The sequence below is a fragment of the Nakamurella leprariae genome, assembly GCF_016918035.1.
In the GTDB taxonomy this organism is placed as follows: domain Bacteria; phylum Actinomycetota; class Actinomycetes; order Mycobacteriales; family Nakamurellaceae; genus Nakamurella; species Nakamurella leprariae.
This window is the reverse complement of sequence record NZ_JAERWK010000012.1, coordinates 222277-247322: the sequence shown is the minus strand read 5'-3', so window position 1 is coordinate 247322 and position 25046 is coordinate 222277. Positions and strand designations below refer to the sequence as shown.

The 25046-nt window shown below is 72.9% G+C and carries 26 protein-coding genes; 4 read left to right on the top strand and 22 right to left on the bottom strand.

Annotation, left to right across the window (positions count from 1 at the left end; genetic code table 11):
* Window positions 1-12: 12 nt before the first annotated feature.
* The 8 genes from JL106_RS10825 to JL106_RS10790 all read right to left on the bottom strand — a co-directional run bounded on the left by JL106_RS10825 (window position 13) and on the right by JL106_RS10790 (window position 8956).
* Window positions 13-672 carry an MBL fold metallo-hydrolase gene (locus JL106_RS10825; RefSeq protein WP_205260705.1) on the bottom strand — a complete coding sequence of 220 codons (660 nt, stop codon included), beginning with the start codon at window positions 670-672 and terminating at the stop codon, window positions 13-15.
* A gap of 8 nt (window positions 673-680) precedes the next feature.
* Window positions 681-2180 (bottom strand): flavin-containing monooxygenase, encoded by a 1500-nt coding sequence (locus JL106_RS10820; RefSeq protein ID WP_205260704.1) that lies wholly within the window; start codon window positions 2178-2180, stop codon window positions 681-683.
* Window positions 2181-2248: 68 nt separating this feature from the next.
* Window positions 2249-3235 carry an NAD-dependent epimerase/dehydratase family protein gene (locus tag JL106_RS10815; protein WP_205260703.1) on the bottom strand — a complete coding sequence of 329 codons (987 nt, stop codon included), beginning with the start codon at window positions 3233-3235 and terminating at the stop codon, window positions 2249-2251.
* Window positions 3232-4590, bottom strand: coding sequence for an MFS transporter (locus JL106_RS10810; protein WP_205260702.1), 1359 nt, complete (start codon window positions 4588-4590; stop codon window positions 3232-3234). The genes JL106_RS10815 and JL106_RS10810 overlap by 4 nt, the downstream gene beginning before the upstream one ends.
* Window positions 4591-4735: 145 nt before the next feature.
* Window positions 4736-5446 carry a class II aldolase/adducin family protein gene (locus tag JL106_RS10805; protein WP_205260701.1) on the bottom strand — a complete coding sequence of 237 codons (711 nt, stop codon included), beginning with the start codon at window positions 5444-5446 and terminating at the stop codon, window positions 4736-4738.
* Entirely contained in the window at window positions 5443-6198 is a 756-nt protein-coding gene (locus tag JL106_RS10800) for an SDR family NAD(P)-dependent oxidoreductase (RefSeq protein WP_205260700.1), read from the bottom strand. Before JL106_RS10800 ends, JL106_RS10805 begins: the two co-directional genes overlap by 4 nt.
* 59 nt (window positions 6199-6257) lie before the next feature.
* Entirely contained in the window at window positions 6258-7751 is a 1494-nt protein-coding gene (locus tag JL106_RS10795) for an aldehyde dehydrogenase family protein (protein WP_205260699.1), read from the bottom strand.
* The gene (locus JL106_RS10790; RefSeq protein WP_205260698.1) at window positions 7748-8956 is read right to left on the bottom strand and encodes an FAD-dependent monooxygenase; all 1209 of its coding nucleotides are present in this window, start codon (window positions 8954-8956) and stop codon (window positions 7748-7750) included. Before JL106_RS10790 ends, JL106_RS10795 begins: the two co-directional genes overlap by 4 nt.
* Window positions 8957-9093: 137 nt before the next feature.
* On the opposite strand from JL106_RS10790, the gene JL106_RS10785 reads away from it, so the two are divergent.
* Window positions 9094-9894, top strand: a complete 801-nt coding sequence (locus tag JL106_RS10785; protein WP_205260697.1) for an IclR family transcriptional regulator — start codon at window positions 9094-9096, stop codon at window positions 9892-9894.
* A gap of 43 nt (window positions 9895-9937) precedes the next feature.
* Here JL106_RS10785 and JL106_RS10780 read toward each other — a convergent pair whose 3' ends face one another.
* Genes JL106_RS10780 through JL106_RS10770 form a run of 3 tightly spaced genes read right to left on the bottom strand, consistent with a single transcriptional unit; the run spans window position 9938 to window position 12663 of the window.
* Complete coding sequence (locus tag JL106_RS10780) at window positions 9938-10690, bottom strand: maleylpyruvate isomerase family mycothiol-dependent enzyme (protein ID WP_205260696.1); 753 nt, start codon at window positions 10688-10690, stop codon at window positions 9938-9940.
* Window positions 10691-10693: 3 nt separating this feature from the next.
* Window positions 10694-11581, bottom strand: a complete 888-nt coding sequence (locus tag JL106_RS10775) for a fumarylacetoacetate hydrolase family protein (protein WP_205260695.1) — start codon at window positions 11579-11581, stop codon at window positions 10694-10696.
* Window positions 11581-12663 carry a cupin domain-containing protein gene (locus JL106_RS10770; RefSeq protein WP_205260694.1) on the bottom strand — a complete coding sequence of 361 codons (1083 nt, stop codon included), beginning with the start codon at window positions 12661-12663 and terminating at the stop codon, window positions 11581-11583. Before JL106_RS10770 ends, JL106_RS10775 begins: the two co-directional genes overlap by 1 nt.
* A gap of 193 nt (window positions 12664-12856) precedes the next feature.
* On the opposite strand from JL106_RS10770, the gene JL106_RS10765 reads away from it, so the two are divergent.
* Window positions 12857-13318, top strand: coding sequence for a MarR family transcriptional regulator (locus JL106_RS10765; RefSeq protein ID WP_205260693.1), 462 nt, complete (start codon window positions 12857-12859; stop codon window positions 13316-13318).
* Between the two features lie 39 nt (window positions 13319-13357).
* Here the strand turns inward: JL106_RS10765 and JL106_RS10760 are convergent, their stop codons facing one another.
* The 4 genes from JL106_RS10760 to pheS all read right to left on the bottom strand — a co-directional run bounded on the left by JL106_RS10760 (window position 13358) and on the right by pheS (window position 19073).
* Window positions 13358-14596 carry an alkaline phosphatase family protein gene (locus JL106_RS10760; RefSeq protein ID WP_205260692.1) on the bottom strand — a complete coding sequence of 413 codons (1239 nt, stop codon included), beginning with the start codon at window positions 14594-14596 and terminating at the stop codon, window positions 13358-13360.
* Between the two features lie 24 nt (window positions 14597-14620).
* Window positions 14621-15202 carry a DUF5998 family protein gene (locus JL106_RS10755; RefSeq protein ID WP_205260750.1) on the bottom strand — a complete coding sequence of 194 codons (582 nt, stop codon included), beginning with the start codon at window positions 15200-15202 and terminating at the stop codon, window positions 14621-14623.
* 70 nt (window positions 15203-15272) lie between these two features.
* Window positions 15273-17891 (bottom strand): phenylalanine--tRNA ligase subunit beta, encoded by a 2619-nt coding sequence (locus JL106_RS10750; RefSeq protein WP_205260691.1) that lies wholly within the window; start codon window positions 17889-17891, stop codon window positions 15273-15275.
* Window positions 17892-17894: 3 nt separating this feature from the next.
* On the bottom strand, window positions 17895-19073 hold the full coding sequence (gene pheS, locus JL106_RS10745; RefSeq protein ID WP_205260690.1) for a phenylalanine--tRNA ligase subunit alpha: 1179 nt from the start codon (window positions 19071-19073) through the stop codon (window positions 17895-17897).
* 95 nt (window positions 19074-19168) lie between these two features.
* Here pheS and JL106_RS10740 point away from each other — a divergent pair, with 95 nt between their 5' ends.
* Window positions 19169-19729, top strand: coding sequence for a type II toxin-antitoxin system PemK/MazF family toxin (locus JL106_RS10740; protein WP_328842060.1), 561 nt, complete (start codon window positions 19169-19171; stop codon window positions 19727-19729).
* Window positions 19730-19941: 212 nt separating this feature from the next.
* On the opposite strand, the gene JL106_RS10735 is transcribed toward JL106_RS10740, so the two are convergent.
* The 5 genes from JL106_RS10735 to infC all read right to left on the bottom strand — a co-directional run bounded on the left by JL106_RS10735 (window position 19942) and on the right by infC (window position 22992).
* The gene (locus JL106_RS10735; RefSeq protein WP_205260689.1) at window positions 19942-20361 is read right to left on the bottom strand and encodes an HIT family protein; all 420 of its coding nucleotides are present in this window, start codon (window positions 20359-20361) and stop codon (window positions 19942-19944) included.
* 42 nt (window positions 20362-20403) lie between these two features.
* Complete coding sequence (locus JL106_RS10730) at window positions 20404-21387, bottom strand: TrmH family RNA methyltransferase (RefSeq protein WP_205260688.1); 984 nt, start codon at window positions 21385-21387, stop codon at window positions 20404-20406.
* Between the two features lie 46 nt (window positions 21388-21433).
* The gene (gene rplT, locus JL106_RS10725) at window positions 21434-21823 is read right to left on the bottom strand and encodes a 50S ribosomal protein L20 (RefSeq protein ID WP_205260687.1); all 390 of its coding nucleotides are present in this window, start codon (window positions 21821-21823) and stop codon (window positions 21434-21436) included.
* A 144-nt stretch (window positions 21824-21967) separates the two neighbouring features.
* Entirely contained in the window at window positions 21968-22162 is a 195-nt protein-coding gene (gene rpmI, locus JL106_RS10720; RefSeq protein ID WP_205260686.1) for a 50S ribosomal protein L35, read from the bottom strand.
* A 239-nt stretch (window positions 22163-22401) separates the two neighbouring features.
* Window positions 22402-22992: a translation initiation factor IF-3 gene (gene infC / locus JL106_RS10715; RefSeq protein ID WP_407940143.1), complete on the bottom strand. Its 591-nt coding sequence runs from the start codon at window positions 22990-22992 to the stop codon at window positions 22402-22404.
* Window positions 22993-23345: 353 nt separating this feature from the next.
* Between infC and JL106_RS21615 the strand changes: the two genes are divergently transcribed.
* Window positions 23346-23699 carry a DUF1844 domain-containing protein gene (locus JL106_RS21615; RefSeq protein WP_407940142.1) on the top strand — a complete coding sequence of 118 codons (354 nt, stop codon included), beginning with the start codon at window positions 23346-23348 and terminating at the stop codon, window positions 23697-23699.
* Window positions 23700-23786: 87 nt separating this feature from the next.
* On the opposite strand, the gene JL106_RS10705 is transcribed toward JL106_RS21615, so the two are convergent.
* Entirely contained in the window at window positions 23787-24434 is a 648-nt protein-coding gene (locus JL106_RS10705; protein WP_205260685.1) for a PH domain-containing protein, read from the bottom strand.
* Window positions 24431-24946: a 6,7-dimethyl-8-ribityllumazine synthase gene (gene ribH, locus JL106_RS10700; RefSeq protein WP_205260684.1), complete on the bottom strand. Its 516-nt coding sequence runs from the start codon at window positions 24944-24946 to the stop codon at window positions 24431-24433. Before ribH ends, JL106_RS10705 begins: the two co-directional genes overlap by 4 nt.
* Window positions 24947-25046: the final 100 nt, after the last annotated feature.

Here is a 25046-nt window from a genome sequence, read left to right as displayed (position 1 = left end):
GGACCGGGAGGTTCAGGCGGGGTGGGCGCGGAAACGCTGCCCGGGGTCGGGGTCGGTGCTGGTGACGGCGTCGCCCACCAGCATCGGGATCCACGACCAGAACAGCTGCCGGCCGGCCCGGCTCAGCAGGGCGTCGTGGATGGGGAAGACGGTGCGCGGAGCCACCGCACTGATGAAGTCGACGGTCTCGCCGAGCTTGCCCCACGGCGAGGAGATCGGGACGGCCAGGACGTCGATGCCCTCCGGGACGACCTCGTAGCTGTCACCGGGATGGAACAGCCGGGTCCCGTCGGCGTCGGCGACGACCAGCCCGACGTTCTCGATGCGCGGCATCCTGGGGTGGACGAGCTGGTGGGCGCCGCCGACCACATCGACGGTGAGCGGACCGAGATCCAGCGCGTCACCGTCCTGCAGGACCCGGACGTCGGTGGTCCCGCGCAGCAGGCTGGCCACGCTCGGCGGCCCGGCGACCACCGCGCCCGGATTGGCCGCCAGCAGGGCGGGCATCCGGTCGGGCTGCACGTGGTCGGGGTGCTCGTGGGTGATCAGGACAGCGGCGAGCCCGTCGACCTCGAAGGCGGCGGCGTCGGTGAAACTGCCCGGGTCGACCAGGATGCGGGTGCCGTCCTGCTCGAGCAGCAGCGTGGCGTGCCCGAACTTGGTGATGTCCATCGTCCTCCTCAGGGTCGGGCCGCGAGCTGCGGGGCCCGCACGCCGGTGAACTCCAGGTCCTCGGTGACCGGTTCGGCCAGCACCGCCTCGAATTCGGCGAGGCTGCCGGGCCACTTGGTGACGACGCGGCCCGTGCCGCCGAGCCGGTACCAGCTCTCGCAGCCCCCCACCTCCCACACGCTGCGCGACATCAGGGCGGCGAGCCGCTCCTCGAACCGGGCCAATCCCGCAGTGGTGACCCCCACCGCCGCGGCGCCACGGGCGTCGGTCTCGTCCAGCAACCGCGCGATCCACCCGGTCTGGGCCTCGATGACGCCGATGATCGACCCGGACGCCTGGGTGTTCGGCCCGGTGACCAGGAACAGGTTCGGGAAGCCGGGCACGAGCGTTCCCTTGTACGCGCGGGGCCCGTCGTCCTGCCAGTGCTCGGCCAGCGTGCCGTCGGTGCCGGCGAACTCGACCGAGCTGAGCATCTCGGTCGCCCGGAACCCGGTGGCCAGCACGACGACATCGGCCGCCCACTCCTGGCCGCGCTCGGAGACCACGCCGGTGGGGGTGAGCCGGGCGATCGCCGAATCGAAGACGGTCGTCCTCGGATCGGCCAGCGCCGGGTAGAAGGCGTTCGAGACGACCGGTCGTCGGCACCCGAACCGGGACGTCGGGGTGAGGATCCGGCGGAGTTCCGCATCGTGCACCGCCGACTCCATGTGCTGGCGCCAGACCGCTTCCGCGGCGGACAGGAACGCCTCGTCCATGACCGCCTGGGCGTGCGTCGAGCGGTTCCAGTACTCGACCTGCTCCTGGCGCAGGGCCAGCAGCAGCTCGGGATGCTCGCGGAACCGCTGCTTGGCCCGCTCGTCGTAGTGCTCCTCGGGTTTGGGCATCACGTGCGGGGGTGTGCGGATCGCCACGAGCACCGCGTCGGCTCGCTCGACGGCGTGTGGGACGACCTGGATGGCACTGGCTCCGGCGCCGACGACCGCGACCCGCTTGCCGCGCAGGTCCAGGGCCGGGTCCCAGCGGGCGGTGTGCACGATGGTGCCCGTGAACTCGTCCATGCCGGGCAGATCGGGGACCAGTGGCTGGTTCAACGTCCCGATGGCCGAGATCAGGAACCGGCAGGTGATCCGGGCGCCGCGCGAGGTCTCCAATCCCCACTGGCCGACGTGCTCGTCCCACCGGGCGGCGACCAGGCCGGTCCCGAAGAGGATCCGGTCCCGGATGCCGAGGTCGTCGACGACCCGTTCGGTGTAGGCCAGGATCTCGGCCTGCGAGGCGTAGCTGCTCGACCAGTCCGGGCTCTGCGCGAAGGACAGGCTGTACAGGTGCGAGGGCACGTCGCAGGCCGCGTTCGGATAGACGTTCTCCCGCCAGACGCCGCCGACGGAGGTGGCCTGCTCCAGGACCAGGAAGTCGGTCCGGCCGCCGGCCAGGAGGTCGTGGGCGGCCGCCAGCCCGCCGAAACCGGCACCGATGACGACCGTCTCGACGGTGATGGACTCGTTCATGCGATGGCCTCCTGGAGCTGGGTGCGTCGGTGGTGCGGCAGCGCACGGTCCGGCCGGCGGCCGCCGCCTCACATCGCTGTCCGGGCGGATGCAGCGGCCCGCAGGTCGTCGGCGAAGCGGGCGAAGCCGTCGTTGCGGCGCAGCGGTTCGCCGATCCCGAGGTGCGCGCGCAGCTGCGCCCCGGCGGTCGGCATGGTGGGGACCGGCGGGACGACGCTGCTGGCAGCGCCCGGCCCGATCGTGACGGGCACCCCGGGGAACAACTGTCGGAACGTGTCAGCCAGGTCCTCGACGGTGGTCAGCTCGCCCGAGCCGACCGTGCAGGTGCTGAACACCTCGTCCAGGTCGGCCTGCAGCGCGGCCACCGCGGCCGCGGCGACGTCCTCGACGAAAACCAGCTCGGTGCACGACAGGACGGTCGCCGGAAGCTCGACCGGGAGCCCACGGACGGCCCGCAGCATCTGCGCCTCGAGCACCGCGCTGCCGACGGCACCGCCGAGATTGGGTCCGTGGCCGTAGACGACCGCGGGCCGCAACGCCACCGTGGCCAGGCCGCTGCGCGACGCGAAGGCGCTCAGCAGATGCTCCATGGCCAGCTTGGATGCGACGTAGTAGGAGTCGAACCGGGTGCACACCGGTGAGTCCTCGGTGATCGGCGCCGGCTGCCGTTCGTCGTAGACGCTCCAGCTGCTGACCGCGACGAACCGCGACACGCCGGCGGACGACGCCCACGCGGCCAACCGCAGCGGCGCGCTGACGTTGACCTCGATCGTCTCCACCACGTCGCGCTGGGCGCGCGCCGCGATGAGGGCCGCGGTGTGGACCACGTCGGTCGGCCGCAGATCGGCGAGAGCTGCGGCCATGGCGACACTGTCGGTGAGATCCACCTCGAGGGTGTCGTACTCGGCGGCCGGGCCCAGCACCGAGCGCAGGTACTCGCCCGGGACCTCCCGGTCCAGCAGCGTGACCCGCCACCCGAGGTCGAGCAGCCGACGGGCCGTGTGGGCGCCGACCATGCCCGCTCCGGTGATCAGGACGTGCCGCGCGTGGCTCACCGCCGCAACTCCCGGTCCGCGGTGTTCGGCAGCAGGCTGCCCGCGACGAGGGTGATGACCGCGACGGCCATCACGTAGAAGGCCGGAGCGACGACGTTGCCGGTGGTGCGGATGAGCCAGGTGCAGATGTACGCGCCGAACCCGCCGAAGAGGGTGACCGCGATCGCCGAACCGATCGAGACCAGCGTGCCGCGGCGGTGCGTCGGGAACAGCTCCGAGATCGTGGAGCTGCCGACCCCGGCCATCGCCGCGGTGGGGATGCTGAAGCAGATCTGCGCGACGAGCACCGCCCAGAACTGGCCGACCGAGGTGATCATCGTGAACAGCGGCCACGGCAGGACCAGGAAGGCCACCGCTGCCCCGATCACGAACGGGCGCCGGCCGTACCGGTCCGACAGGTGCCCGGCGACCGGGATGAGCGCAACGGCGACGGCACCGCCGATCACGGTGGCCCAGAGCGCGGACTGCGGCGTCAGCCCGGCGAAGTTGGTGGTGTAGGTGGGCATGTAGTTGATCGTCACCATCGAGGTGACACCCCACAGCGCGACGACGCCCAGGGTGAGCATGAAGCCCGCCAGGGCGCCCACCTCGCGGCGGGCCCGAGCGGTCGGAGCCGTCACGGCAGCGGCCTGGCTGCTGGCCGCGGCCGGCTCCACGACCGGATCGGGATCGGCGGCCGCAGCGACGAAGGCGGGCGGCTCGGCCACTCGGCGTCGCAGCACCAGGACGATGACCGCGAGCACCGCGCCGATGAGGAACGGGACGCGCCACACCCACTCGCGCATCGAGTCCGTGCCGACCGCCGCGGTGAGGGCGGCGACGAGCACGGCGCCGAGGACGAGTCCACCGTAGGTGGCGACCTGGTGGAAGCTGCCGTAGAGACCACGGCGGCGCGGGTTGGCCCACTCGACCAGGAACACCGCCGAGCTGCCGAACTCGCCGCCGGCCGAGAAGCCCTGCATCAGGCGGCCGACGGTGATGACGACGGCGCCGAAGGCCCCGGACGTGGCGTACGTGGGAGCGATGCCGATCAGCAGGGACCCGGCCGCCATGAGCAACATCGACAGCAGCATGACGGACTTGCGCCCGCGCCGGTCGATGAGCGGCCCGAGGACCAGCGCACCGAGCGGCCGGGCGACGAACCCGACGGCGTAGATGCCGAACGCGGCCAGGAGCTTGGCCAGCGGATCGTCCCCGGGGAAGAAGTTGGCGGCGATGTACGCGGCCAGGAACCCGTAGACGGTGAAGTCGTACCACTCCATCACGTTGCCGAGCGTGCCCAGGACGGCCGCCCGGGTCCGTTCCCGCGGGGTCGTAGGGTGAGATGGTGCCGTGCTCTGAGCCGTACTCGTCATTGAGTCCTCCGGTGGTCACACCACTGTGAACAGGAGACATCGCTCCCGGTGTGGAACGAGATGCTAGGAACGGACCCGTTGCCGCGCACCGCTTTTCCGCATGTCAGAAGACGGACCCAGGCGGATGCGGGCGGCGGAACGGTGGTCAGAGCTGGCGGACCAGATGGTCCCAGACGCTCCGCAGGGCGCGCGGGTGGTAGATGCGATCGCGCTTGGCCAGCGCTTCCCCGTCGTCCGACCACGTCGGCGTCCCACCGAAGGCCAGCGTGCGCAGCTGCTGCTCGGCGGCGGTCTCCAGCAGCAGCGCCGTCACCGTCGCGGTCTGGACGTCGGGTCCGACCGCGACGATGCCGTGGTTGACCAGGAAGACCGCGTTGGCCGACCCGAGCGTCGCCGCGACGGCCGCGCCGAGTTCAGGAGTGCGGATCAGGTCCGCGGTCTCGGTGAACCGCGGGACGGCCGGGGGCACGAACAGCGTCGCCGCGTGGCTCACCGGGCGGAGCTCCACCCCGGCCGCGGCCAGGGCGACGGCATGCGGCGAGTGCGCGTGCACCACGCCGCCGACGTCCGGTCGGGCGGCGTAGATCTCGGTGTGGATGGGGAACTCGATGTGCAGCGGGCCGTCACCCTCGAGCAACTGACCGTTGCGAGCGACGAGGTGCACTCGCTCGGGGGTGACCTCGGTCAGTCCCCAGCCACTCTGCTTGATCCATGCGCCCCGGTCGTCGGGGTCGCGGGCCGAGGCGTGACCCCAGATGAAGTCGCCCTGGTCGGCCGCCCCCAGGATCCTCGAGGCCATCGACACCAGCTGCCGCAGGTCGGATCCGAGCTGGTCAGGGACGTCGGAACCGCTCATCGGTGTACCAATCCTCCGTTGACGCTGATGGTCTGGCCGGTGATGTAGCTGCTGGCGTCCGACAGCAGGAATGCGGCCAGGCTGGTCATGTCCTGCGGCCCGGCGGGTCGCGGCAGCGCCTGGCGGGCGAGCATGGCCGCGGTCTGCTCCGGCGTCACGGTGTCGCGGGCGATCTCCGTGTACACCGGTCCGGGCGAGAGCGTGTTGACCCGGATCCCCGAGGCCCCGAGCTCCTTGGACATCGCGGCACTCATCGCCGCGACCGCCCCCTTGCTGGCGATGTAGTGCAGGTAGTCGGTGCGCCCCAGCGCGACCGCGTCCGAGCCGATGTTGACGATGCTGGCACTGCCCGCCGCCCGCAGCAGGTCGACCAGGGCCGAGGTGAGCAGCCAGACGCCCTTGACGTTCACCGTCGAGACGGCGTCCCACTCGTCGTCGGTGATCTCCCAGAACGGGCTCATCCGGATGGTGGAGAAGATGGCCGCGTTGTTGACCAGACCGTCCAGCCGGCCGTACCTGCTCCGCAGCAGCTCGGCCAGCTCGGTGCACGATGCGCGGTCGGCGACGTCCAGCCCGACCGGTACGACGCCGTGGCCGATCTCAGCGGCGACGGACTGCACGCCGGCGGTGTTGCGATCAGCCGCGACGACGGTCGCCCCCTCGGCCACGAACCGGTGCACGTAGGCCCGGCCGATGCCCTGGGCTGCGCCCGTCACGACGACGACCTTGTCGTCCAAGGCGGTGGTTGCCACGCAGGAACCTCCTGGTTGCGGTGTGCGGTGTCGGCGTCAGCACGTTCCGTCGGAACGCCTCAGAACGCGACGTTGATGGACTTGAGCTCGGTGTAACTCAGCAGTTCCTCGAGGCTCTCCTCCCGGCCGACGCCGGAGGCCTTCACGCCGCCGTACGGGACGTTGGGGAAGTGCTTGGCCGAGTCGTTCACCCAGGTGAACCCGGCCTCGACGTCCCGGACCACCCGCATGGCACGGGCGATGTCGCGGGTCCACACGCTGGCGGTCAGGCCGTAGGGCGAGTCGTTGGCCAGATCGACGGCCTCGTCCTCGGTGTCGAACGGGATGACCGAGAGCACCGGTCCAAAGATCTCCTCCCGGGCGACCCGGTCGGTCGGCCGCACGCCGGTCAGCACCGTCGGCTCGATGAACAGCCCACGCTCGAGCTCTGCCCCCTGCGGGTGGCCACCGCCGGAGACCACCTCGGCGCCCTCGGCCCGGGCCACGTGCAGGTAGGACAGGACCTTGTCGTACTGGGCCTGGTTCACCATCGTGCCCTGGCTCACGCCCGGATCGAGGGGGTCCCCGAGGCGGTGCCCGCGCAGCTTCTCGGCGATGGCGGCGACGACCCGGTCGTGCACCGACCGTTCGATCAGCAGGCGGGAGTTCGACCCGCACGACTGACCGGACCAGGTGAAGTTCATGCCGTTGATGGCCCCCTGGGCCGCGGCGTCCAGGTCGGCGTCGGCGAAGACGATCATGGCGTTCTTGCCGCCGAGTTCCAGCGAGACCTCCTTGATGCCGGACTCGGCGGCGGCCTGCTGGATGGCCCGGCCGGTCCGCTCCGATCCGATGAAGCCGATGCGGCGCACCTTCGGGTGCCGGACGAGCCGGTCGGGCAGGGCAGGTCCGTTCCCGACCAGGATCTGCAGGACGCCGGGCGGGAACACCTCGCGCAGCAGCTCTCCGAGCCGTAACGCCGACAACGGCGCCACCTCTGGCGGTTTGAGGATGGTGGGGTTGCCGGCGACCAGCGGGGCGAACACCTTCCCGGCGAACATGAGCGGGTGGTTGAACGGAACGATCCGCACCACCACGCCGACCGGCTCCCGCACGGTGACGTGCAGGCCGCGGCTGGCCGGGATGGTGTCGCCCTTGAGTTCGAGGGCCAGGCCGGCGAACAGCCGCGCGTGCTGCAGCGTGAGCTTGACGTCCATCCGCGAGTTCGACAGCGGCGAGCCGGCGTCGATCGAATCGAGCAGGGCCAGCTCTTCACCGTGCTGCTCGATGATGTCCGCCGCCCGAGCCACCAGCGCGCCCCGCTCCGGCGCCGGGGTCAGCCGCCATTCCCGCCGCGCGCGCCAGGCCGCCTCGGCGGCGACGTCGGCGTCGGCCGGGCCGGCGTCCGGCACGGTGGCGATCGCCTCGCGCAGGAAGGGGCTGACCCGCTCGTAGGTGCGGCCGTCGGCGGCGCCGGTGAGGCGTCCGTCGATCAGCAGCTGCCATCGGCGGTCCCGGACGGCGGTGTGGCCGGTCCCGGAGGCGCCGTTGGTCCGGCTCTCGGTCTGACTCATGCTCGGCTGCTCCCGGTGGCGGTGGTGGTGATCAGTTCGGCCTCGCCAGCCTGCCGTCCGTACAGCCAGTCGAGGTAGGCGTACGAGGCCGTGTCGCGGTGCCGGAGCAGCTCGTTGCGCAGCAGCCGGGCGACCCCGTCGACGTGCCAGACCTCACCCCAGGTGCGCGCGGTGGTCTGCACCCGGGCCGTCCGCGGCTGCCGTTCGCCGGCGAAGGCGGCGAAGGTGGCGGGCCAGTCCCCCGGCGCGCCGGCCGCGTGCCGCTCGAGCGCGGATGCGTCCTCCAGGGCCTGACAGGCACCCTGGGCCAGGTACTGCAGCATCGGGTGGGCCGCGTCGCCGGTGAGGGTCACTCGGCCGCTGCCCCAGTTCGTCGTCGGATTGCGGTCGTACATCGGCCACCGCCGGTCCCGCCAGAGCCGGGTGGTCGCCTGGCGCACCTCCGGTGTGCAGCGATCGTAGGCGGCGTCCAACTCGTCCTCTCCCCCCCACTCGACCTCACCGCGCAGGAACGCCGGCGACTGGAACACGGCGACCATGTTCAACAGCTCGCCGCGCCGCAGCGGGTACTGGACGAAGTGGCAGCGCGGGCCCAGCCAGGCGACGACGTCCGCGCCGTGCTCACCGTCGTTGGGCAGGGTGCCACGGTAGGCGACGTAGCCCGAGGGCACTGGCTGGTCGCCGACGATGCGGTCACGGGAGGCCGAGGCCAGTCCGTCGGCGGCCACGACGGCGTCCGCGTCGACCACCCGGCCGTCAGCCATGATCACCAGCGCCCGGTCCTGGACCTGCTCGATCCGCTCGACGTGGGTGTCGACCACGAGTTCGACGCCGGACTCGGCGGCCGCGTCGTGCAGGATCGCGTGCAGGTCGCTGCGATGGATGACCACGTACGGCGCCTGGTACCGCTCGACGAAGTCCGCGCCCAGCCGCTGCGCCGTGAGTTCCTGGCCGGTGGTGGCGTCCCGCAACACCAGCCGCTCGGGCAGGAATCCGCGGGCGACGGTCTCATCGAGCAGGCCCCACGCGGCCAGCCGGCGAGTCGCGTTGGGCCCCAGCTGGATCCCCGCACCGACCTCACCGAAGGCGGGAGCGTGCTCGTAGAGCGTGACGCTCGCACCCAGGCGGGCCAGCACCATCGCCGAGGCGAGTCCGCCCATACCGCCGCCGACGACGACGACCTTCTGCTGTGTCAGTGCTGCCATTTCAGACGTTGTCCTCCGGCTCGACGCTTCGGTGGATCAGAGCTGCGGTGGTCGCCTGCGGCAGGCGAGCGACCTGTGGGCGATCCGACTGATCGACTCTTGCGCACCGGAGAATCACGCTGCAATCATCTTCTGCCATGAAGAATGCGCCGATCCAGAAGCGACCGGCCTACCCCATCGAATCCGTTGACAACGCGCTCCGGATCATCCAGCTGCTCCGCGACGAGGGCAGCGTGCGCCTGTCGGACATCGCCGGCGAGCTCGAGATCGCCGCCTCGACGGCGCACCGGCTGATGGCCATGCTGGTGTACCGCGGATTCGCGATGCAGGACGACAACCGCCGGTACATCGCAGGTCCCGCGGTCGGCGCCGGTGCGATCGGGGTGCCGTGGACCCGACGGCTCAAGCAGCTGTTGCAGCCCGCGCTGGAGTTGCTGTGCTCCGAGCTCAACGAGACGGTGAACCTGATGGTCCGCGTCGGGGTCAGCGTCCGCTTCCTGTCGACGGTGGAGGCGCAGTCGTTGTTGCGGGTGGGCGACCGGGGCGGGTCGGTCCTGCCGGCCCGATCGGCCTCCGGCGGCAAAGTCCTGCTGGCCGCCGAACCGCTCGATCGACTGCAGCGGCTCTACCGCTCCAGCGGGGCCGAGGCGGCCGGCCATGCGTTGACCGCCGAGGAGTTCGACGCCTTCGTCGCCGAGCTGCAGCTCGTCCGACGACGCGGGTACGCCCTCAACCGGGAGGAGACCGAACCCGGCGTGGGGGCGTTGGGCGTGGCGGTGCCGTCCCCCTCCGGCCGGCCGGTCGCCTCCTTCTCGGTCGCCGTCCCGGCGAGCCGGCTGTCGACGGTCCAAGGGGCACGCGAGCTGAAACTGGTGTTCCGGGCGCGCGACGACATGGCCGCCGCGCTCGCCGAGGCCAACTTCGACGAGCACGCCTGAGCGCGGCCCTCCGGCGTGCTCGTGCCGGAGGATCGCTCCCGGGCTACAGCCAGCGCGGAGCAGGCGGCACCGGCGTGCCGTCGGCCGTGTGGACGCCGACCGTGCCTCGGCCGGAGGCCCATTGGGCCAGCCGTGCGGCTGGGCCGACGAGCACCGTTGCCCCCGAGGAGCTGTCGCCGGACCGCCAGGAGGCGGCCCGGTCGGTGGGCTGGAAGGCGAAGTCCGGCAATCCCTCGGTGTGCCGTCGTCGCGACCACGCACCGGTGATGTCGACGAGCAGGTCGTCGACGAACTCGGGCGGGAAGTCCAGGAAGCTCCCGCCGTTGCCCAGATCGACCGCGTGGATCCACACCTCGCGGGACCGCATCCACACCGTCTCGGAGACCGGCACCGTGCGACCCTGAGCCGTCCGCACCTCGTTGGTCCACGCCGCGGCCGACAGGTCCCGCCACTCCACCGACAGGTGGATCGCGGCGTGATCGGACAGGTTCCGCAGCGCCTGCGGCGGGAGGGTCGAAGCGAGCGCGATGTCGTCGCCCCGCTGGGTCGGTGAGTCGTACATCGGATGTTCCACTCCGGTGGCGGCCCACGCGGTCAGGTGGGTGATCGCCCGGGCGTTCAGCCCGACGTGGGCGATCACGTGCCGGCGGGTCCACCCGGGCAGCATGGACGGCGCGTCGAGGTCGTCGTCGGACAGGCGGCTGAGTTGGCGCGACCAGTAGGCCTGGCCCCGTCGGGCGGTCAGCAGCCGGGCGGCCAGCGCGGGATCAGTGACCTGGTCGGTCCGTGCCGGCACGGTTCAGCGCTCGACGATCACGGTCGAGGTGATGCTGCCGATCCCGGCCACCGCGGTGGTGAGCCGCATCCCGTCGCCCAGGTATCGGGGTGGCTTGCGCGCGTGCCCGACCCCGCCCGGGGTGCCGGTGGCGATGACGTCGCCGGGGTTGAGCGTCACGATCTGCGAGATGTACGAGATGAGCGCGGCGGGCCCGAAGACCAGGTCGTCCGTTGTGGCCGACTGCATCGTCTCGCCGTCCACCACACTGGTCAGCTCGGTCCCCAGCTGGTGCTCGTCCGGGGTGACCAGGACCGGCCCGAACGGCGTCGTCGCTTCGAACGTCTTGCCCTGGAACCACTCCGGCGTCCGGTACTGGTAGTCCCGCATGGTCACGTCGTTGAGCACCGAGTACCCGGCGATGGCCGTCTGAGCCTGCTCCGGGGAGAGCCGGCGGGCCGACGCACCCAGGACGACGGCGAGCTCGGCCTCCCAGTCCACCGCGTGCGCAGCGTACTCGGGCAGCACGATCGGGTCGTACGGGCCGATGAGCGCCTCGGGGTACTTGGCGAACAGGGTCGGAGCGCTCGGCAGCTCGCGCCCCATCTCCAGGATGTGCGTGCGGTAGTTCAGACCGACGCACACGATCTTGGACGGGTGCGGCACGACCGGGGCCCAGTCCGCGTCCGCGACTGGCAGCGTCCGGCCGGACGCGCGTTCGGCGGTGGTGCGCCAGTCGGGCTGCTGCAGCAGCTCGCCGACATCGGCGACACCGTCGATGGCGACCGCGGAGTCACCATCGACCCGGACGGCGACCGTGCCGGGGCTGGTCTCAGTGCGGGTGCCGGTGCCGGTGCCGGTGCCGGTGCCGGTGCCGGTGCCGGTGCCGGTGCGGAGGGTGGCCAGTCGCATCAGACGCCGTCCTTGCTCGGGATGAAGGTGCGGGAGAAACCGAGGCGGTCCATGATCGGGCCGTCGGTGAAGCGGAAGAGGTCGAACCGGGTGTCGGCCTGCAGCGACCAGGGCACCCAACTGGGCACCACGAACAGGTCACCGGTCTCGAGCCGGTGCTCGACACCGCCGAGCACCACCGAGCCCTGTCCCTCGAAGACCTGCCACACTGCCGAGCCGACCTCGTGCCGCTCGGCGGTGGACACACCGGCGCGCAGCCGGTGGAACTCGCACCGGATGGTGGGCATGACGTCACCGCCGGTGGTCGGATTGGTGTACCGGATGGCGGCGTGACCCTGCTCGACGGTCGCGGGATGGCCCTCGTCCTCGAGACGGAGCTGCTCGTCCAGCGCACGGTTGGTGTGCTCCCAGCGGTAGGCCGCCAGCGGCGAGGACACCGTGTCCTCCAGTGCGGACACCGGCCGGAGACCCGGGTGCGCCCACAGGCGCTCCGAGCGCGAGAACTCCGGTGAGGCCTCGTCGGTCACCCGCTCTGACCCGAACTCGAAGAACCCGACGTCGTTGGCGCTGGAGAACGGGATGTCCAGGCCGTCGATCCACGCCATGGGAGCGGCGGTGTCGTTGTGGTGGCCGTGGAAGTTCCAGCCGGGTGTCAGGAGCAGGTCGCCCCGACTCATCCGCACCGGATCGCCGTTCACGACGGTCCACACCCCCTCGCCCTCCACGACGAACCGGAAGGCGTTCTGCGAGTGCCGGTGCTCCGGGGCGGTCTCATGACCACCGAGGTACTGGATGGCGCACCACAGCGTCGGGGTGGCGTAGGCGGTTCCGGGCAGGCCCGGATTGGCCAGGCCGACCGCGCGCCGCTCGCCGCCCCGGCCGACGGGTACCAGGTCGCCCGAGCGCTGGGCGATGTCCAACAGCGTCTTCCACCGCCACACGAACGGGACCGCCTGTGGCGCAGGGGCCATCGGCATGAGGTCGTCGCGCTGCGTCCACAGCGGCGCCATGTGCGCGGCTTCGAAGTCGCGGTAGAGCTGCTGCAGCGCGGGCGAGTCGGCCGTGCCGTCCATCTGGTGCATCGGAACTCCTCGTCGAGTGTGGGAGGGGCCGGTCGACCGGCTCGGCGGCGCACGGGTCCGCGCCGGCAACGGTCCGCCGGCAAAAATGCTCAGTACCCCAACTATCATGGACCCTCGGTCACCTGATCGGCAAGACGGAGTTCGTCGCCGCCGGCCGTCGTCCGACGACGAGAAGGCCGACGACAATGCACGGGTGAGTTCTTCCGACCCGAGCGCCGGGACGACGCCGTACATCGGCCTGCTGTTCCGTCGCGCCCAGCAGGCGCACGTCGCGGGATGGGCGTCGATCGTGTCCGGCGACACCACCAGCGTGCAGTTCGGCGTCCTGAATGCGGTGGCCGAGCGGGAGCAGGCCAGTCAGCGGGAGTTGTGCACCGACCTCGACCTCGACCGCTCGACCATCGCCGACATCGTGGCCAGGCTGGAACGGCGCGGACTGCTGCGCCGGACCCGCGACACCGCCGACCGCCGCCGCAACGTGGTCGAGCTGACCGGCTCCGGTCTCGATGAGCTCGCAGCCCTGCGTCCGCGGGTCGACCGGCTCAGCGCCGCACTCGTCGAGCGGCTCTCCCGGGTCGAGACCCGGACCCTGACCGACCTGCTCACCAAGGCACTGTCCGACACCGGCCCTGCCGATCCGCCCGGACGGCAGTGACGGTTCCGCCGGGCACCGGGTGCGCTCGACGCGACACGGTCAGCGCAACAGCACCGGCACCAGCTGCTCGGCCTCGGTGAGCGAACCGTGCTGTCCGACCAGCCGCAGCAGGTGGGGATGCGCGACGCGGCTGTCGACCAGCGTGAACGTCTCATCGTCGGCGGCCACGATCACCTCGCCGATGCGCGGCCCGACCCAGTTCTCGACCGGCCCGAACCAGCCCGCGCCGATCGCGTCGTCCCGGGTGCAGACCTGGGCGCGATCCCCGACCAGGTCCTGCAGCTCGGTCACCAGCGCGGCGCGGCGCGCCCGACCGGCGGGCTGCAGGTACAGCTGGACGAAGCGGGGCTCGCCCCCGACCAACGCGATGTCCGCGTCGAACCGCGGGGCCATCTCGGCCAGGTCCAGGCGGTGCCCGGGCGGGGCGTCGACCATGCCGTGGTCGGCGGTGACGACGAGCCGGGTGTCCGGGGCCAGCCCGGCGGCCAACCGGGCCAGCTGCGTGTCCACCCGGCGCAGCTCCCGCCGCCAGGCGCCGCTGTGCCAGCCGTGGGCGTGGCCGGCGGCGTCCAGGTCGCCCCAGTAGACCTGCACCAGTCGGGCGGCCGGCACGGGCAGGTCGCCGTCCGGGCCGGCCATGGAGCCGCCGCCGCGCAGCGCCGACAGCGCCGTGTCGACCCGGGAAGCCAGCCCGTCGACCCCGAGGAACGCGCCGCCCCGGTGCGCCGCGACGGTGAGCCCGGAGCCGGCGAACTCGGGGTTGCCGATCCGCAGCGTCCCCACCCCGGCCGCGGCCAGCCGGCCGAACACCGTGCCGAACGGCTGCCAGATCTCCGGATCGGTGGCTGGGTCCCAGCGCAGCTCGTTGAGCAGCACGCCACGGTCCGGGTCGAGCACCTCCAGCCCGACCAGCCCGTGCCGACCCGGGGGCAGGCCGGTCCCGAACGAGGCCATGGACGTCGCGGTGGTGCTCGGCGTCCCCGCGGACACCGGACGGGACTCGCCTCCGCTCAGCACCTCGGCCAGGAACGGGACCGCCCGCCGGCCCGCGGACGAGGCGATCGTCTCGGCCAGCAGCGTCCAACCCATGCCGTCCACCAGCACGACGCAGTACCGCTCGGCCGGGGGCAGATCCACGGCGGGCAGGCCGGCGGCTGGGTCGACCGGATCCGCGAGCGGGGCGCCGAGCGCGGCGGCCACGCCTGGCAGCAGGGCGCCGAGCGAGGCGTCGTCGTACCGGGGCACCCGCCACCCCGGGGTGGCGGGTCCCGCCGGCACCGCAGGGATCGGCACCGGACGTGGTCAGCGCCGCCCGGCCGTCATGGCGGACAGCGTGCGGGCGAACTCGATGGCGTCCGAGAGCGCGCGGTCCCCCTCGGCGTCCGCGCTGATCCGCAGGGACAGGTCGTCGCCGGTCAGGCTGCCGGTGAAGCCGTGGTCGGCCTCGCACTGCGGATCGCCGCAGCTGGCCGGCTCGAGGTCGACCCGAGACACCGCGCCCCAGCCGATGGTCAGGGTCAGCTCGCGGCCCAGGCTGCCCGCGCGGTACCGCTCGGGGGCCGGGGTGACGTGCGTGATCATCACCGACCTCACCGCGTCCAGCGGCACGGCCTCACTGGTGGCGATCCCGTGGGCCTGGTCGCCGTGCTCCTCGTCGCCGCCGTGGTCGTCGGCATGCACGAACACCAGCCGGCTGTCGGTCAGCACGACCACCGACAGGTGCCGCCGGATGGTCTCCACGTCGAACGTCGTCTCACCGTGCACCAGGTGCGCCAGCACGGTCTCGCCGGCGAGGGCGATGTCCAGCACGTCCGTCACGAAGGCCGGGTAGTACCCCGACTTCTGGATCTTCCGGGTCAGCACGGTGGGCAGCGTGGACGGCATGCCGGTCATCGTGTCATCCCGATCGCCCGGTCACGAGCGTTCCACATCCGGGCCTGGCGTCCGGGTCGGCTCACCCGCGGAGCACCGCGCCGCACCGCTCGGCGGCCACGGCCACGGCGGCGTCCCGGACCTCGAGCGCCTCGGCCGCGGTCAGCGTCCGGTCCGGGGCCCGGACGACCAGCGCGAAGGCCAGCGACCGCTGCCCGTCGGGCACGCCGGTCCCGGTGTAGACGTCGAACAGCCGCACCGACTCCAGCAGCGACCCACCGCCGGCCGCCAGGGCCTGCTCCACCCGGGCCGCGGGCACGGCGGCGTCGACCAGCAGGGCCACGTCCAGGTGCACCGGCGGGAACGGCGAGATGGCCGGCGCGGTCGGCAGGGCCGCGGCCGGCAGACCGTCCAGGTCGAGCTCGACCGCAGCCGTGCGGGGCGGCAGGCCCAGCTGCTCGAGCACGGCCGGGTGCAGTTCACCGGCGAAGCCGATCGGCCAGTCGCCGACCCGGACCGAGGCGCACCGGCCCGGGTGCCAGGGCGCGGTCCCGGTCTCGGCCACCGTGCGGACCTCGATGCCGGCGGTGGCCGCGATGCGCCGGGCGAACCCGATCGCGTCCGACCAGGACCACTCGCGTCCAGGACCCCACCAGCCGGCCGGCTCGGCCGCGCCGGCCAGCAACACGCCGACGTGCACGGGCTGGCTCGGCAGCGACGCCTTCAACACGGCCAGGTCGGCGTCGGCGGGCCGGTGGTCGGCCGACAGCTGGGGTGCGGCCGGTGCATCCGTCCGGGGCAGGAACACCTGCCCGATCTCGTACAGGGCCAGGTCCCGGGCGCCGCGGGCCCGGTTCCGCACCGCCGTGTCGACCAGCCCGGGCAGCAGCGTGGTCCGCAGCAGCGGTCGCTCGGCGTCCAGCGGGTTGACCACCTCGACCGATCGGCGCCGGGCGTCGTCGGTGGTGATGCGCAGCGCATCCAGCTCCGTGGCGCCGACGAACGGGAAGCTGAGCACCTCGGTCAGCCCGGCGGCGGCCAGGTCGACCCCGACGGCACGTTCCCGACGCTGTGCGTCGGTCAGCCCGGTGCCGGCCGGGGCCGCGGGCAGCACCGACGGGATGGAGTCGAAGCCCTCCAGCCGGGCGATCTCCTCGACCAGGTCGGCCGGGCGGGTCAGATCGGGGCGCCAGGTCGGCGGGGTGACCAACAGCACCCCGGCGCCCCCGAGATCGGTGGCGGCAGGGTCACACTCGCGCAGTCCGGCGTCCACCACGCCGAGGTCGGTCTCCACCGGCACCTCGGCGCCGGCCCCCTGCGGGTCGGTGGTCACCGTGCAGCCGACCTGGCTCAGCCGGTCGACGATCACCGCAACCGGGAACGGCCGCCCGATGAGCCGTTCCGGCTCGCCGACCGGCAGTTCGATGCGCGGCAAGGTCAGCACCGTGCCGACCACACTGCGGCCGACCACCCGTCCGCCGCCGAACCGGACCAGCAGCTCCGCGGCGAGCTCGGCGGCGGACTCGGCGATGGCCGGGTCGACGAACCGCTCGAACCGGCGGGCCGCCTCGCTGGGCAGCCGGTGCCGGCGCACCGTCCGGGAGATCGACGCCGTGTCCCAGCTGGCCGCCTCGAGCACGACTTCGGTGGTGCCGTCGCCGATCTCGGTGCTGGCACCGCCCATCACCCCGGCCAGCGAGACCGGACCGCGGTCGTCGGCGATGACCAGGTCGTCCGCGTCCAGGGCCCGGTCGGCGTCGTCCAGCGTTCGCAGCCGTTCCCCGGCCGCCGCCCGGCGCACCCGCAGGTCGCCCTGCAGCCGCTGCGCGTCGAAGGCGTGCATCGGCTGGCCGGTCAGCACCATGACGTAGTTGGTCACGTCGACCGGCAGCGAGATGGCCCGGATCCCGGCCTGCTGCAGACGGTGTCGCAGCCACCACGGACTCGCCGCGGTGCTGTCCAGACCGTTCACGCGGACCGTGACGAACCGGGAGCAGCCCGGGTCGTCCAGGTGGACCGACCAGCCCGGATCGCTGCGCACCGACAGCGGCGCCACGGCCGGATCGGTGAACGGCACGTCGAACGCGCTGGCCAGTTCGCGGGTCAGCCCCCGCACCGACAACGCGTAGCCCCGGTCGGGGGTGACGGCCAGTTCGATGACCGGGTCGTCGCTGCCCAGCACGATGCGGGCGTCGCTGCCGATCGGGGGAAGCTCGGGCTGACCGACATGGCCCAGCACCAGGATGCCGTCGTGCTCGGTGCCGATGCCCAGCTCGCGGACCGAGCAGATCATACCGTCGGACAGCCGCTCGTACGTCTGTCGGGACGCGATGGCGAACCCACCGGGCAGCACGGCGCCGGGCAGCGCCACCACGACCAGATCGTCCACGACGAAGTTGGTGGCACCGCAGATGACCTGACGGACCGAGTCGGCCGTGCCGTCCGGCCCGGGGGCGACCCCGTGGCCGGGACCGACCTCGAGGGTGACGAACCGGATGGGCTTCTTGAACTCGGTGAGCTCCTCGATCTCCAGCACCCGGCCGACCACCAGGTCCCCGGTGATCACCGGGACCCGATGGATCTCCTCGAGCTCGAGACCGTTGCGGACGAAGGCCTCACCGACCAGCTCGGCGTCGGGGACGCCGTCGGCGGACGTCGGCAGCGCGACGTGGTCGGCCAACCAGGACACGGGGACACGCATCGATCAGGCTTCCGTTCCGGGCTCGCGGATGGTCCGGGCGGGTGCGACCCTCGCGGGCCGGGCGGGGCCGGGGGGCGCGGCGAAGCCGTGCACGAACCGCACGTCGCCCTCGACCAGGTCCCGCATGTCCGGGATGTCGTTGCGGAACTGCAGCGTCCGCTCGATCCCCATGCCGAACGCGAACCCGGACCACTCGGTCGGGTCCAGTCCGCAGGCGCGCAGCACGTTCGGATCGACCATGCCGCAGCCGCCCCACTCCACCCAGCCGGCGCCGCCCTTCTTGTTCTCGAACCAGACGTCCGGCTCCGCGGACGGCTCGGTGAACGGGAAGAACGACGGGCGGAACCGGATCCGCGCGGACTCGCCGAACATGGCCTTGGCCAGGTGGTCGAGCGTGCCGCGCAGATGGGCCATGGTCAGGTGCCGGTCGATGGCCAGCCCCTCCACCTGGTGGAACACCGGGGTGTGGGTGGCGTCCAGCTCGTCGGAGCGGTACACCCGGCCCGGGCACACCACGTAGATGGGGGGCTTGCGCTCCAGCATGGTGCGGATCTGCACCGGTGAGGTGTGGGTGCGGAGCACCATGCCGGGATCCCCCGCACCGGTCTGCCGGCCGCCGGGCCCGCGCACGTAGAACGAGTCCTGCATGGCCCGCGCCGGGTGGTCCGGCGGGAAGTTCAAGGCGTCGAAGTTGAACCAGTCGGCCTCGAGTTCGGGGCCCTCGGCCACCTCCCAGCCCATGGCCACGAAGACGTCCTCGATGCGCTCCATCACCGTGGTGATCGGGTGGCGCGCCCCGCCCGGTTGCCGATCGGTGGGCAGGGTGACGTCGACGGCCTCCTCGACCAGCACCCGGGCCTCGCGTTCGGCGGCCAGCTCGGCCTCGCGGCGGCCCAGCGCCTGGTTCACCCGGCCGCGGGCCGCGCCGATCAACTTGCCGGCGGTGGCCTTGTCGGCCTTGTCCAGGCCGGCGATGCCCCGGTTGGCCAGGGCCAGCGGACTGCGGTCGCCGGCGTGGGCCAGCCGGACCTGCTTCAACTCGGCCGCGTCCCCGGCCTGCCCGATCGCGGCGAGGGCCGCCTCGACGGCGGCGTCGACGGCGGCGGCGTCGGTGGGCGCGAACTGGCCGGGCTCGGCCACTGCGTCGCTGCCGGGAGCGGGCGAGTCTGACTGGCGGGACATGGGCACCTTCCGTCCGGGGACGTGCGGGAGTCTAGGCGGCGCCACCGACGGTCCCGTCCCGCTCGTGCCCTGGCCGGATTCAGTACGGTGCCGCGGTGTCGTTCTTGCGATCGCTGCTGCGTTCCGCGGTGCAGGCGCTCCGGGCGCCCGCCACACACCCGTCGACCCGGTCGCCCCGGACCCCGGCTCGTCCGACCCGGCCGCCGTCCGGCGCGACCGCACCGAGCCCCGGCCGGACCGGGGCGACGGCGACCGTCGAGGTGCGCCCGGACCGGGTCGGCCAGGTGCGGATGGCTTACAACCCGGTGACCGACGGCGACCCGGACCCGGGCGAGATCGTCTGGACGTGGGTGCCGTTCGAGGAGGCCGACGGCCGGGGCAAGGACCGGCCCGTGCTGGTGGTGGCCGCCGGCCCGGGCGGCCAGGGCGACGGAACGGTGCTGGCCGTCCCACTCACCTCCAAGTCGCACGACGGGGCCGACCACGTCCCCATCGGCACCGGCGCGTGGGACGCGCAGCGGCGGCCGTCCTGGGCCGACGTCAGCCGGGTGCTGCGGGTGACGCCGGCGGGGATGCGCCGGGAGGCGTGCGCCCTGGGCCGGGAGCCGTACGACCGGGTGGCGCAGCGCCTGCGGCAGCGGTACGGCTGGCGCTGACCGGGCTTGCGGCGCGCTTCCGGTGAGCGGGTGCGCCGCGTTTCTGGGAGCTGCGCCGCTGCCCTCGGGACGACAGTCGCGCCCCGGATGCGCAGTTTGCGCCGCGGATCCGGGGCGCAAGTGCACATCCGCGGCGCGGACGAGCCGCCCGGGACGGAACGCGCCGGTCGGGATCGGCCGCCGTCGAACGACCACGACCTCGTGGTGACGGCTCAGGCCTGCGCCTCCGCGTGCCCCAGCGCGGTCAGCCGCTCGCGGATCATCCGGGCCGGCGCGGCCAGGTCCGCGGGGTCGGCCGGGGTGGCCGCGCGGAAGTCGAACTCGCCCATGGTCCAGGCCGGGAAGACGTGCAGGTGGGTGTGGGGCACTTCGAAGCCGGCCACGATCAGCCCGGCCCGGGGCGCGTCGAAGACCTCCCGCTGCACCGCACCGATGACCCGGGCGACCTCACCTGCGTGCGCCCAGACGGCCGGGGCGAGGTCGGTCCAGTGGTCGACCTCGGCCCGGGGCACCACCAGGGTGTGCCCGGGGGTCAGCGGCGCGATGCTCAGGAAGGCCACGACCTGCGGGTCCCGCCAGACGAAGGTGCCGGGCAGGTCGCCGTTGATGATGGAGCTGAAGACGCTGGGCATGCGGCCAGTCTGACGCACCACCCAGCGTCTTCCGCGGCGGGCTCAGCCGCCCGCGACGGTCTCCGGGCCGGGATCGCCGCTCGCACCGGCACCGGGGCGGTGGGCCCGGGCGCTGGCGTACAGGAACAACGCCGCCGCGGTGGCCAGGTTCAGCGACTCGGCCCGGCCGTAGATCGGCACCCGGACCGACTCGTCGGCCGCGGCCACCACGTCGTCCGGCAGGCCGTGGGCCTCGGAGCCGAACAACCAGGCGGTGGGCAGGTCGAGGATGCCGTCGGCCTCGGCGGTGGGCAGATCCAGTCCGGCCGCCCCGGTGGTGGCCAGGACGGACAGACCCGCGTCGGACAACCGACGCACCGCGTCCACCGGATCGCCGGCCGCGGCGACCGGCAGGTGGAAGATGCTGCCCGCCGAAGCCCGGACCGCCTTCGGGTTGAACGGGTCGACCGCATCGCCGGCGAAGAGCACGGCGTCCGCGCCGGCCGCGTCGGCCAGCCGGATGACCGCGCCGGCGTTGCCCGGGTCGTTGGTCTGCACCAGCACCGCGACCAGCCGCAGCGATCCGCCGTCCGCGCCGCCGTCGGCCGTCCTGAGCAGCTCGTCCAGCGACCGGTCGGGCAGCGCGCACCGCGCGACGATGCCCTGCGGCTGCACGCTGTCGGACAACGCCGCGGCGGCCCGGTCGGTCACCTGGGTGACCGGCACCCCGACCGCGAAGGCCGCGCGCACGATGGTCACGTGCCGGGTGCCCGCGTCGGCGGTCACGTACAGCTCGCGGACGGTGCCCGGCGTCTCCCGCTCGGCGGCGACCGCCTCACGGACCGCCTGCGCCCCCTCGGCCAGGAACTCACCGGCCTGGGTGCGCCGCGAGCGGCGCAGCAGCCGGTGGGCGGCTTGGACGCGGCTGGACCGTTCGGTCAGCACGCCGCCGGCCTCGACCCCCTCGGCCGGGCCATCGACATCGCCCAGGTCGGCGGTCACACCGGCCCCGGACGCACGTCGGCGACCGGCGGTGGGGTCACTCATCGGGACACCACCGTCCGGTCGCCGGCGTTGCGGGGCGCGTACCCGGTCAGGCGACGTCCGCGGCGGTCTCGGCCGGCAGCTCGGCCACGGCGGCGCGGGCCACCTCGACCAGGGCGGCGAAGGCGGCCTCGTCACGCACGGCCAGCTCGGCCAGGATCTTGCGGTCCACCTCGACACCCGCGGCCTTGAGGCCCTGGATGAAGCGGTTGTAGGTCATGCCGTTGGCGCGGGCGCCGGCGTTGATCCGCTGGATCCACAGCTGGCGGAAGTCGCCCTTGCGCTTGCGCCGGTCGTTGTACGCGTAGTTCAGCGAGTGGAGCACCTGCTCCTTGGCCTTGCGGTACAGGCGCGAACGCTGACCGCGGTAGCCACTGGCGTGCTCCAGGACGGTGCGACGCTTCTTCTGGGCGTTCACCGCGCGCTTGACGCGAGCCATGGGACACCTTGCTTTCTGGGGAGGACCGGCGGATCGGCTCGATGACCGTCGACACCGGGAGAACGGGTCAGGGGGTGGTGCAGCAGCGGCGCCGGGCGATCAACCGATCGCTGCGGACCGCCGGGCAGGGCTCCGGCGCGGACCTCAGCGACCGAGCAGCTTCTTCAGGCGCGGCACGTCGACGTCGGCGACCACGTGCATGCCGTCGATCCGACGGGTCTGCTTGGTCGCCTTCTTCTCCAGGTTGTGCCGCTTGCCCGATCCCGCGTGGACGAGCTTGCCGCTGCCGGTGACCCGCACCCGCTTCTTGGTGCCGGAGTGCGTCTTGTTCTTGGGCATCTGTCTCTCTCTTCCTGCTCGTGCACCCGGGACGCGTGGACGCGATCCCGGGCACGGCCGCGGCTGACGCCACGGCCTCGTGTCCGACCCACTGGCGGCGGGCTCCTGGGCTGGGCAGCACAGCGGCGCCGCGCGCGGCACCGCCCGAGCCGGGCAGGCGCGCGCGGCGCCGCAATGGCGCCCTCCCCCACCGGGTGGGCGGGGACATCTTCAGTTGGGGTGTGCCGGCACCGATCTGGTCAGCGCTGGTCGGCGGCTGCGGCCGGCGCGGCCGTGGGGCGCGCCTTGGCCTGCTTGTGCGGCGCCAGCACCATGATCATGTTGCGGCCGTCCTGCTTCGGGGCGCTCTCGATGACCCCGAGGTCGGCCACGTCCTGCGCGAGACGCTGCAGCAACCGGAACCCCAGCTCCGGGCGCGACTGCTCGCGGCCACGGAACATGATGGTCACCTTGACCTTGTCACCGGCGGTCAGGAACCGGACGACGTGACCCTTCTTGGTCTCGTAGTCGTGCGGATCGATCTTCGGCCGGAGCTTCATCTCCTTGATGACCGTCAGGACCTGGTTGCGCCGCGCTTCGCGGGCCTTCTGCGCGCTCTCGTACTTGAACTTGCCGTAGTCCATCAACTTGCAGACCGGCGGACGAGCGTCGGGTGCCACCTCGACCAGGTCGAGATCGGCCTCCTGGGCCCGGCGGAGTGCGTCACCGATGGCAACGATGCCGATCTGCTCGCCGGCGGCGCCGACGAGGCGGATCTCGGGAACGCGGATACGGTCGTTGATACGTGGCTCGACGCTGACGCTGATTGAAGCCTCCTGGGCTCGTGCGATTGGTACCGGTGGGAGCCGACTCCCGACTCCCGGCGGGGCGGTACACCGACCGTGGAGACGACGAAGGCTCCACAGCCGAAGCATGTGGAGCCCACGATCAGGCCCGCTGTCGGAGTACAACAGCAGACACGCACGGAACCATCCCGTCGCTGACGGGCGATCCGCAGACCGGACCCGGCCACCGGAGGCGGCGCGGGTGGGAGAACGGGCTCCACTTGCACGCCCCGGGCACGCCGGAGCGGGTCGCACCTGACATGGTACACGGCGTGAGTACTGGACTGGCACACGATCCCGAACACCCCGACCGACCGGCCACCGCGGCCGAGTCGGCCGATCCGACGACGTCCGCGCTGGTGGAGGGCGAGGACGTCGGCACCGGCGCGGTCGGCGACCTGCCGTCGCGCGATCTGCAGGACATCCCCGCGGTCGAGGTCATCAGCCGCGCCGCGGTGATGCTGATGAGTGCGGCCGCCGAGCAGCTCGGCCTGGCCGATCCTGACCCCGACGATCCGGCCCACCGGGACCTGGACGAGGCGCGCCGGCTCATCACCGCCCTGGCCGGACTGGTGCGGGCCGCGGCGCCCGACCTCGGTCCGCACGCGGCGGCCTTCCGCGACGGCCTCAGCGGCCTGCAGGCCGCCTTCCGCGAGTACTCGCCGCACCCGGACGCACCGGGCGAGGGACCGGGCGAGCGCCCCGCCCGCTGAGCGGGTCACCCCGGACGGGCGGGACCGGGTGCGGCGCTCACGGCGCCGCACCCGGTCCCGGGACCGCTGGTCCCGGAACCGCTGGGACTACTTCCGGCCCTTGCCGGACTTCCCCGCCCGCTGCGCGGCCTTCTGCCGGTCGATGATCTCCAGCCGGCCCAGCGGCCGGTCGGGCTCCGGCGGCAGCGGGCGCCGGGCCTGGGCCTGGGCCTGGGCCTGGGCCGCAGCCACCTGCTCCGGGGCGTACTGCGCGTGCAGTTCCCGCAGGCGGCGCAGCGCGGTGAGGGCCCGCTCGCGGTCCATCGTCTGGATCGCCATCAGCGGATGGGTCTCGTCCTCGGCCAGCACCACCTGGGCCCACGGGTGGCCCTGCGGGAATCCGATGCGGTGCACCACCGGCCACGGGAAGAACGTCTCCCCCAGCACGTTGCGCACCTTCATGCCGTCCCGGGTGACCCGCAGCCGGGGCCGGGCCGCGGTCATGATCAGCGCCGACAGGATCACGCCGGTGCCGATGAGGGCGAACTGGTCGTAGGTCCCGAAGTGCACCCCGGTGTTCGTGCCCCGGAGCAGCAGCCCGATGACGATCGAGGCGGTCAGCATGAGCGCCGAGGCGATGCCGGCCCAGATCGCGATGCGCACCGGCCGGGCCTGCAGCAGCACCTCGTCGAGGCCGTGCTCCGGATCCTGGTCCCGGCGCGGGTCCTCGTGCGGGTCCTCGTGCTGGGCGGTCATCGGACACCCGCCGCCGGGGCGAAGCCCAGACTCGACCGGGGACCGCGCAGCTCACGCAGCACCACCGCGGTGATCAGCGCCGCGGTCATCGCCTCGGCACCCTTGTCCTCGGCGCTGCCCGGCCCGCCGGCCCGGTCCACCGCCTGCTCGTGGGTGTCGCACGTCAGGACGCCGTTGCCGACCGGCTTGCCGGCGTCCAGGGCCACCCGGGTGAGGCCGGCGGTCACGGCGTCGCAGACGTACTCGAAGTGCGGGGTGCCGCCGCGGATGACCACGCCCAGGCAGACGACCACGTCGTGGTCGGCGGTGAGCTGCTGGGCCACCACGGGCAGTTCGACAGCGCCCGGCACCCGGACCACGGTCGGGTCACCGACGCCCGCCACCGCTGCGGTCTCCACCGCGCGCTGGACCAGCAGATCGGTGATCTCCGGGTGCCAGGACGTCCCGACGATGCCGATGCGCAGGCCGGGCGTGGCGGGAACCTCGAGGACGGGTCGTCCCTGTCCGGACATCTGCTGACTCCTTCTGCTGGTCGGTGCGATCGGGCCGGGGAAGATCGGCGCTGGTCCCGGCACGGGCGGTCGGCGGCGGGGAGGTCCGGCGCCGGCCGGT

Excerpts from the sequence above, each read along its gene's own strand:
- JL106_RS10730 (WP_205260688.1), bottom strand. The coding sequence starts at position 21,387 with ATGAGTGACCCCACCGCCGGTCGCCGACGTGCGTCCGGGGCCGGTGTG.
- JL106_RS10805 (WP_205260701.1), bottom strand. The coding sequence starts at position 5,446 with ATGAGCGGTTCCGACGTCCCTGACCAGCTCGGATCCGACCTGCGGCAG.
- JL106_RS10755 (WP_205260750.1), bottom strand. The coding sequence starts at position 15,202 with ATGCCGTCCACGCTGCCCACCGTGCTGACCCGGAAGATCCAGAAGTCG.
- JL106_RS10775 (WP_205260695.1), bottom strand. The coding sequence starts at position 11,581 with ATGCGACTGGCCACCCTCCGCACCGGCACCGGCACCGGCACCGGCACC.
- JL106_RS10735 (WP_205260689.1), bottom strand. The coding sequence starts at position 20,361 with ATGCCCAGCGTCTTCAGCTCCATCATCAACGGCGACCTGCCCGGCACC.
- JL106_RS10770 (WP_205260694.1), bottom strand. The coding sequence starts at position 12,663 with ATGCACCAGATGGACGGCACGGCCGACTCGCCCGCGCTGCAGCAGCTC.
- rpmI (WP_205260686.1), bottom strand. The coding sequence starts at position 22,162 with ATGCCCAAGAACAAGACGCACTCCGGCACCAAGAAGCGGGTGCGGGTC.
- rplT (WP_205260687.1), bottom strand. The coding sequence starts at position 21,823 with ATGGCTCGCGTCAAGCGCGCGGTGAACGCCCAGAAGAAGCGTCGCACC.
- JL106_RS10790 (WP_205260698.1), bottom strand. The coding sequence starts at position 8,956 with ATGGCAGCACTGACACAGCAGAAGGTCGTCGTCGTCGGCGGCGGTATG.
- JL106_RS10810 (WP_205260702.1), bottom strand. The coding sequence starts at position 4,590 with ATGACGAGTACGGCTCAGAGCACGGCACCATCTCACCCTACGACCCCG.
- JL106_RS10795 (WP_205260699.1), bottom strand. The coding sequence starts at position 7,751 with ATGAGTCAGACCGAGAGCCGGACCAACGGCGCCTCCGGGACCGGCCAC.
- pheS (WP_205260690.1), bottom strand. The coding sequence starts at position 19,073 with ATGTCCCGCCAGTCAGACTCGCCCGCTCCCGGCAGCGACGCAGTGGCC.
- ribH (WP_205260684.1), bottom strand. The coding sequence starts at position 24,946 with ATGTCCGGACAGGGACGACCCGTCCTCGAGGTTCCCGCCACGCCCGGC.
- JL106_RS10750 (WP_205260691.1), bottom strand. The coding sequence starts at position 17,891 with ATGCGTGTCCCCGTGTCCTGGTTGGCCGACCACGTCGCGCTGCCGACG.
- JL106_RS10820 (WP_205260704.1), bottom strand. The coding sequence starts at position 2,180 with ATGAACGAGTCCATCACCGTCGAGACGGTCGTCATCGGTGCCGGTTTC.
- JL106_RS10785 (WP_205260697.1), top strand. The coding sequence starts at position 9,094 with ATGAAGAATGCGCCGATCCAGAAGCGACCGGCCTACCCCATCGAATCC.
- JL106_RS10705 (WP_205260685.1), bottom strand. The coding sequence starts at position 24,434 with ATGACCGCCCAGCACGAGGACCCGCACGAGGACCCGCGCCGGGACCAG.
- JL106_RS10825 (WP_205260705.1), bottom strand. The coding sequence starts at position 672 with ATGGACATCACCAAGTTCGGGCACGCCACGCTGCTGCTCGAGCAGGAC.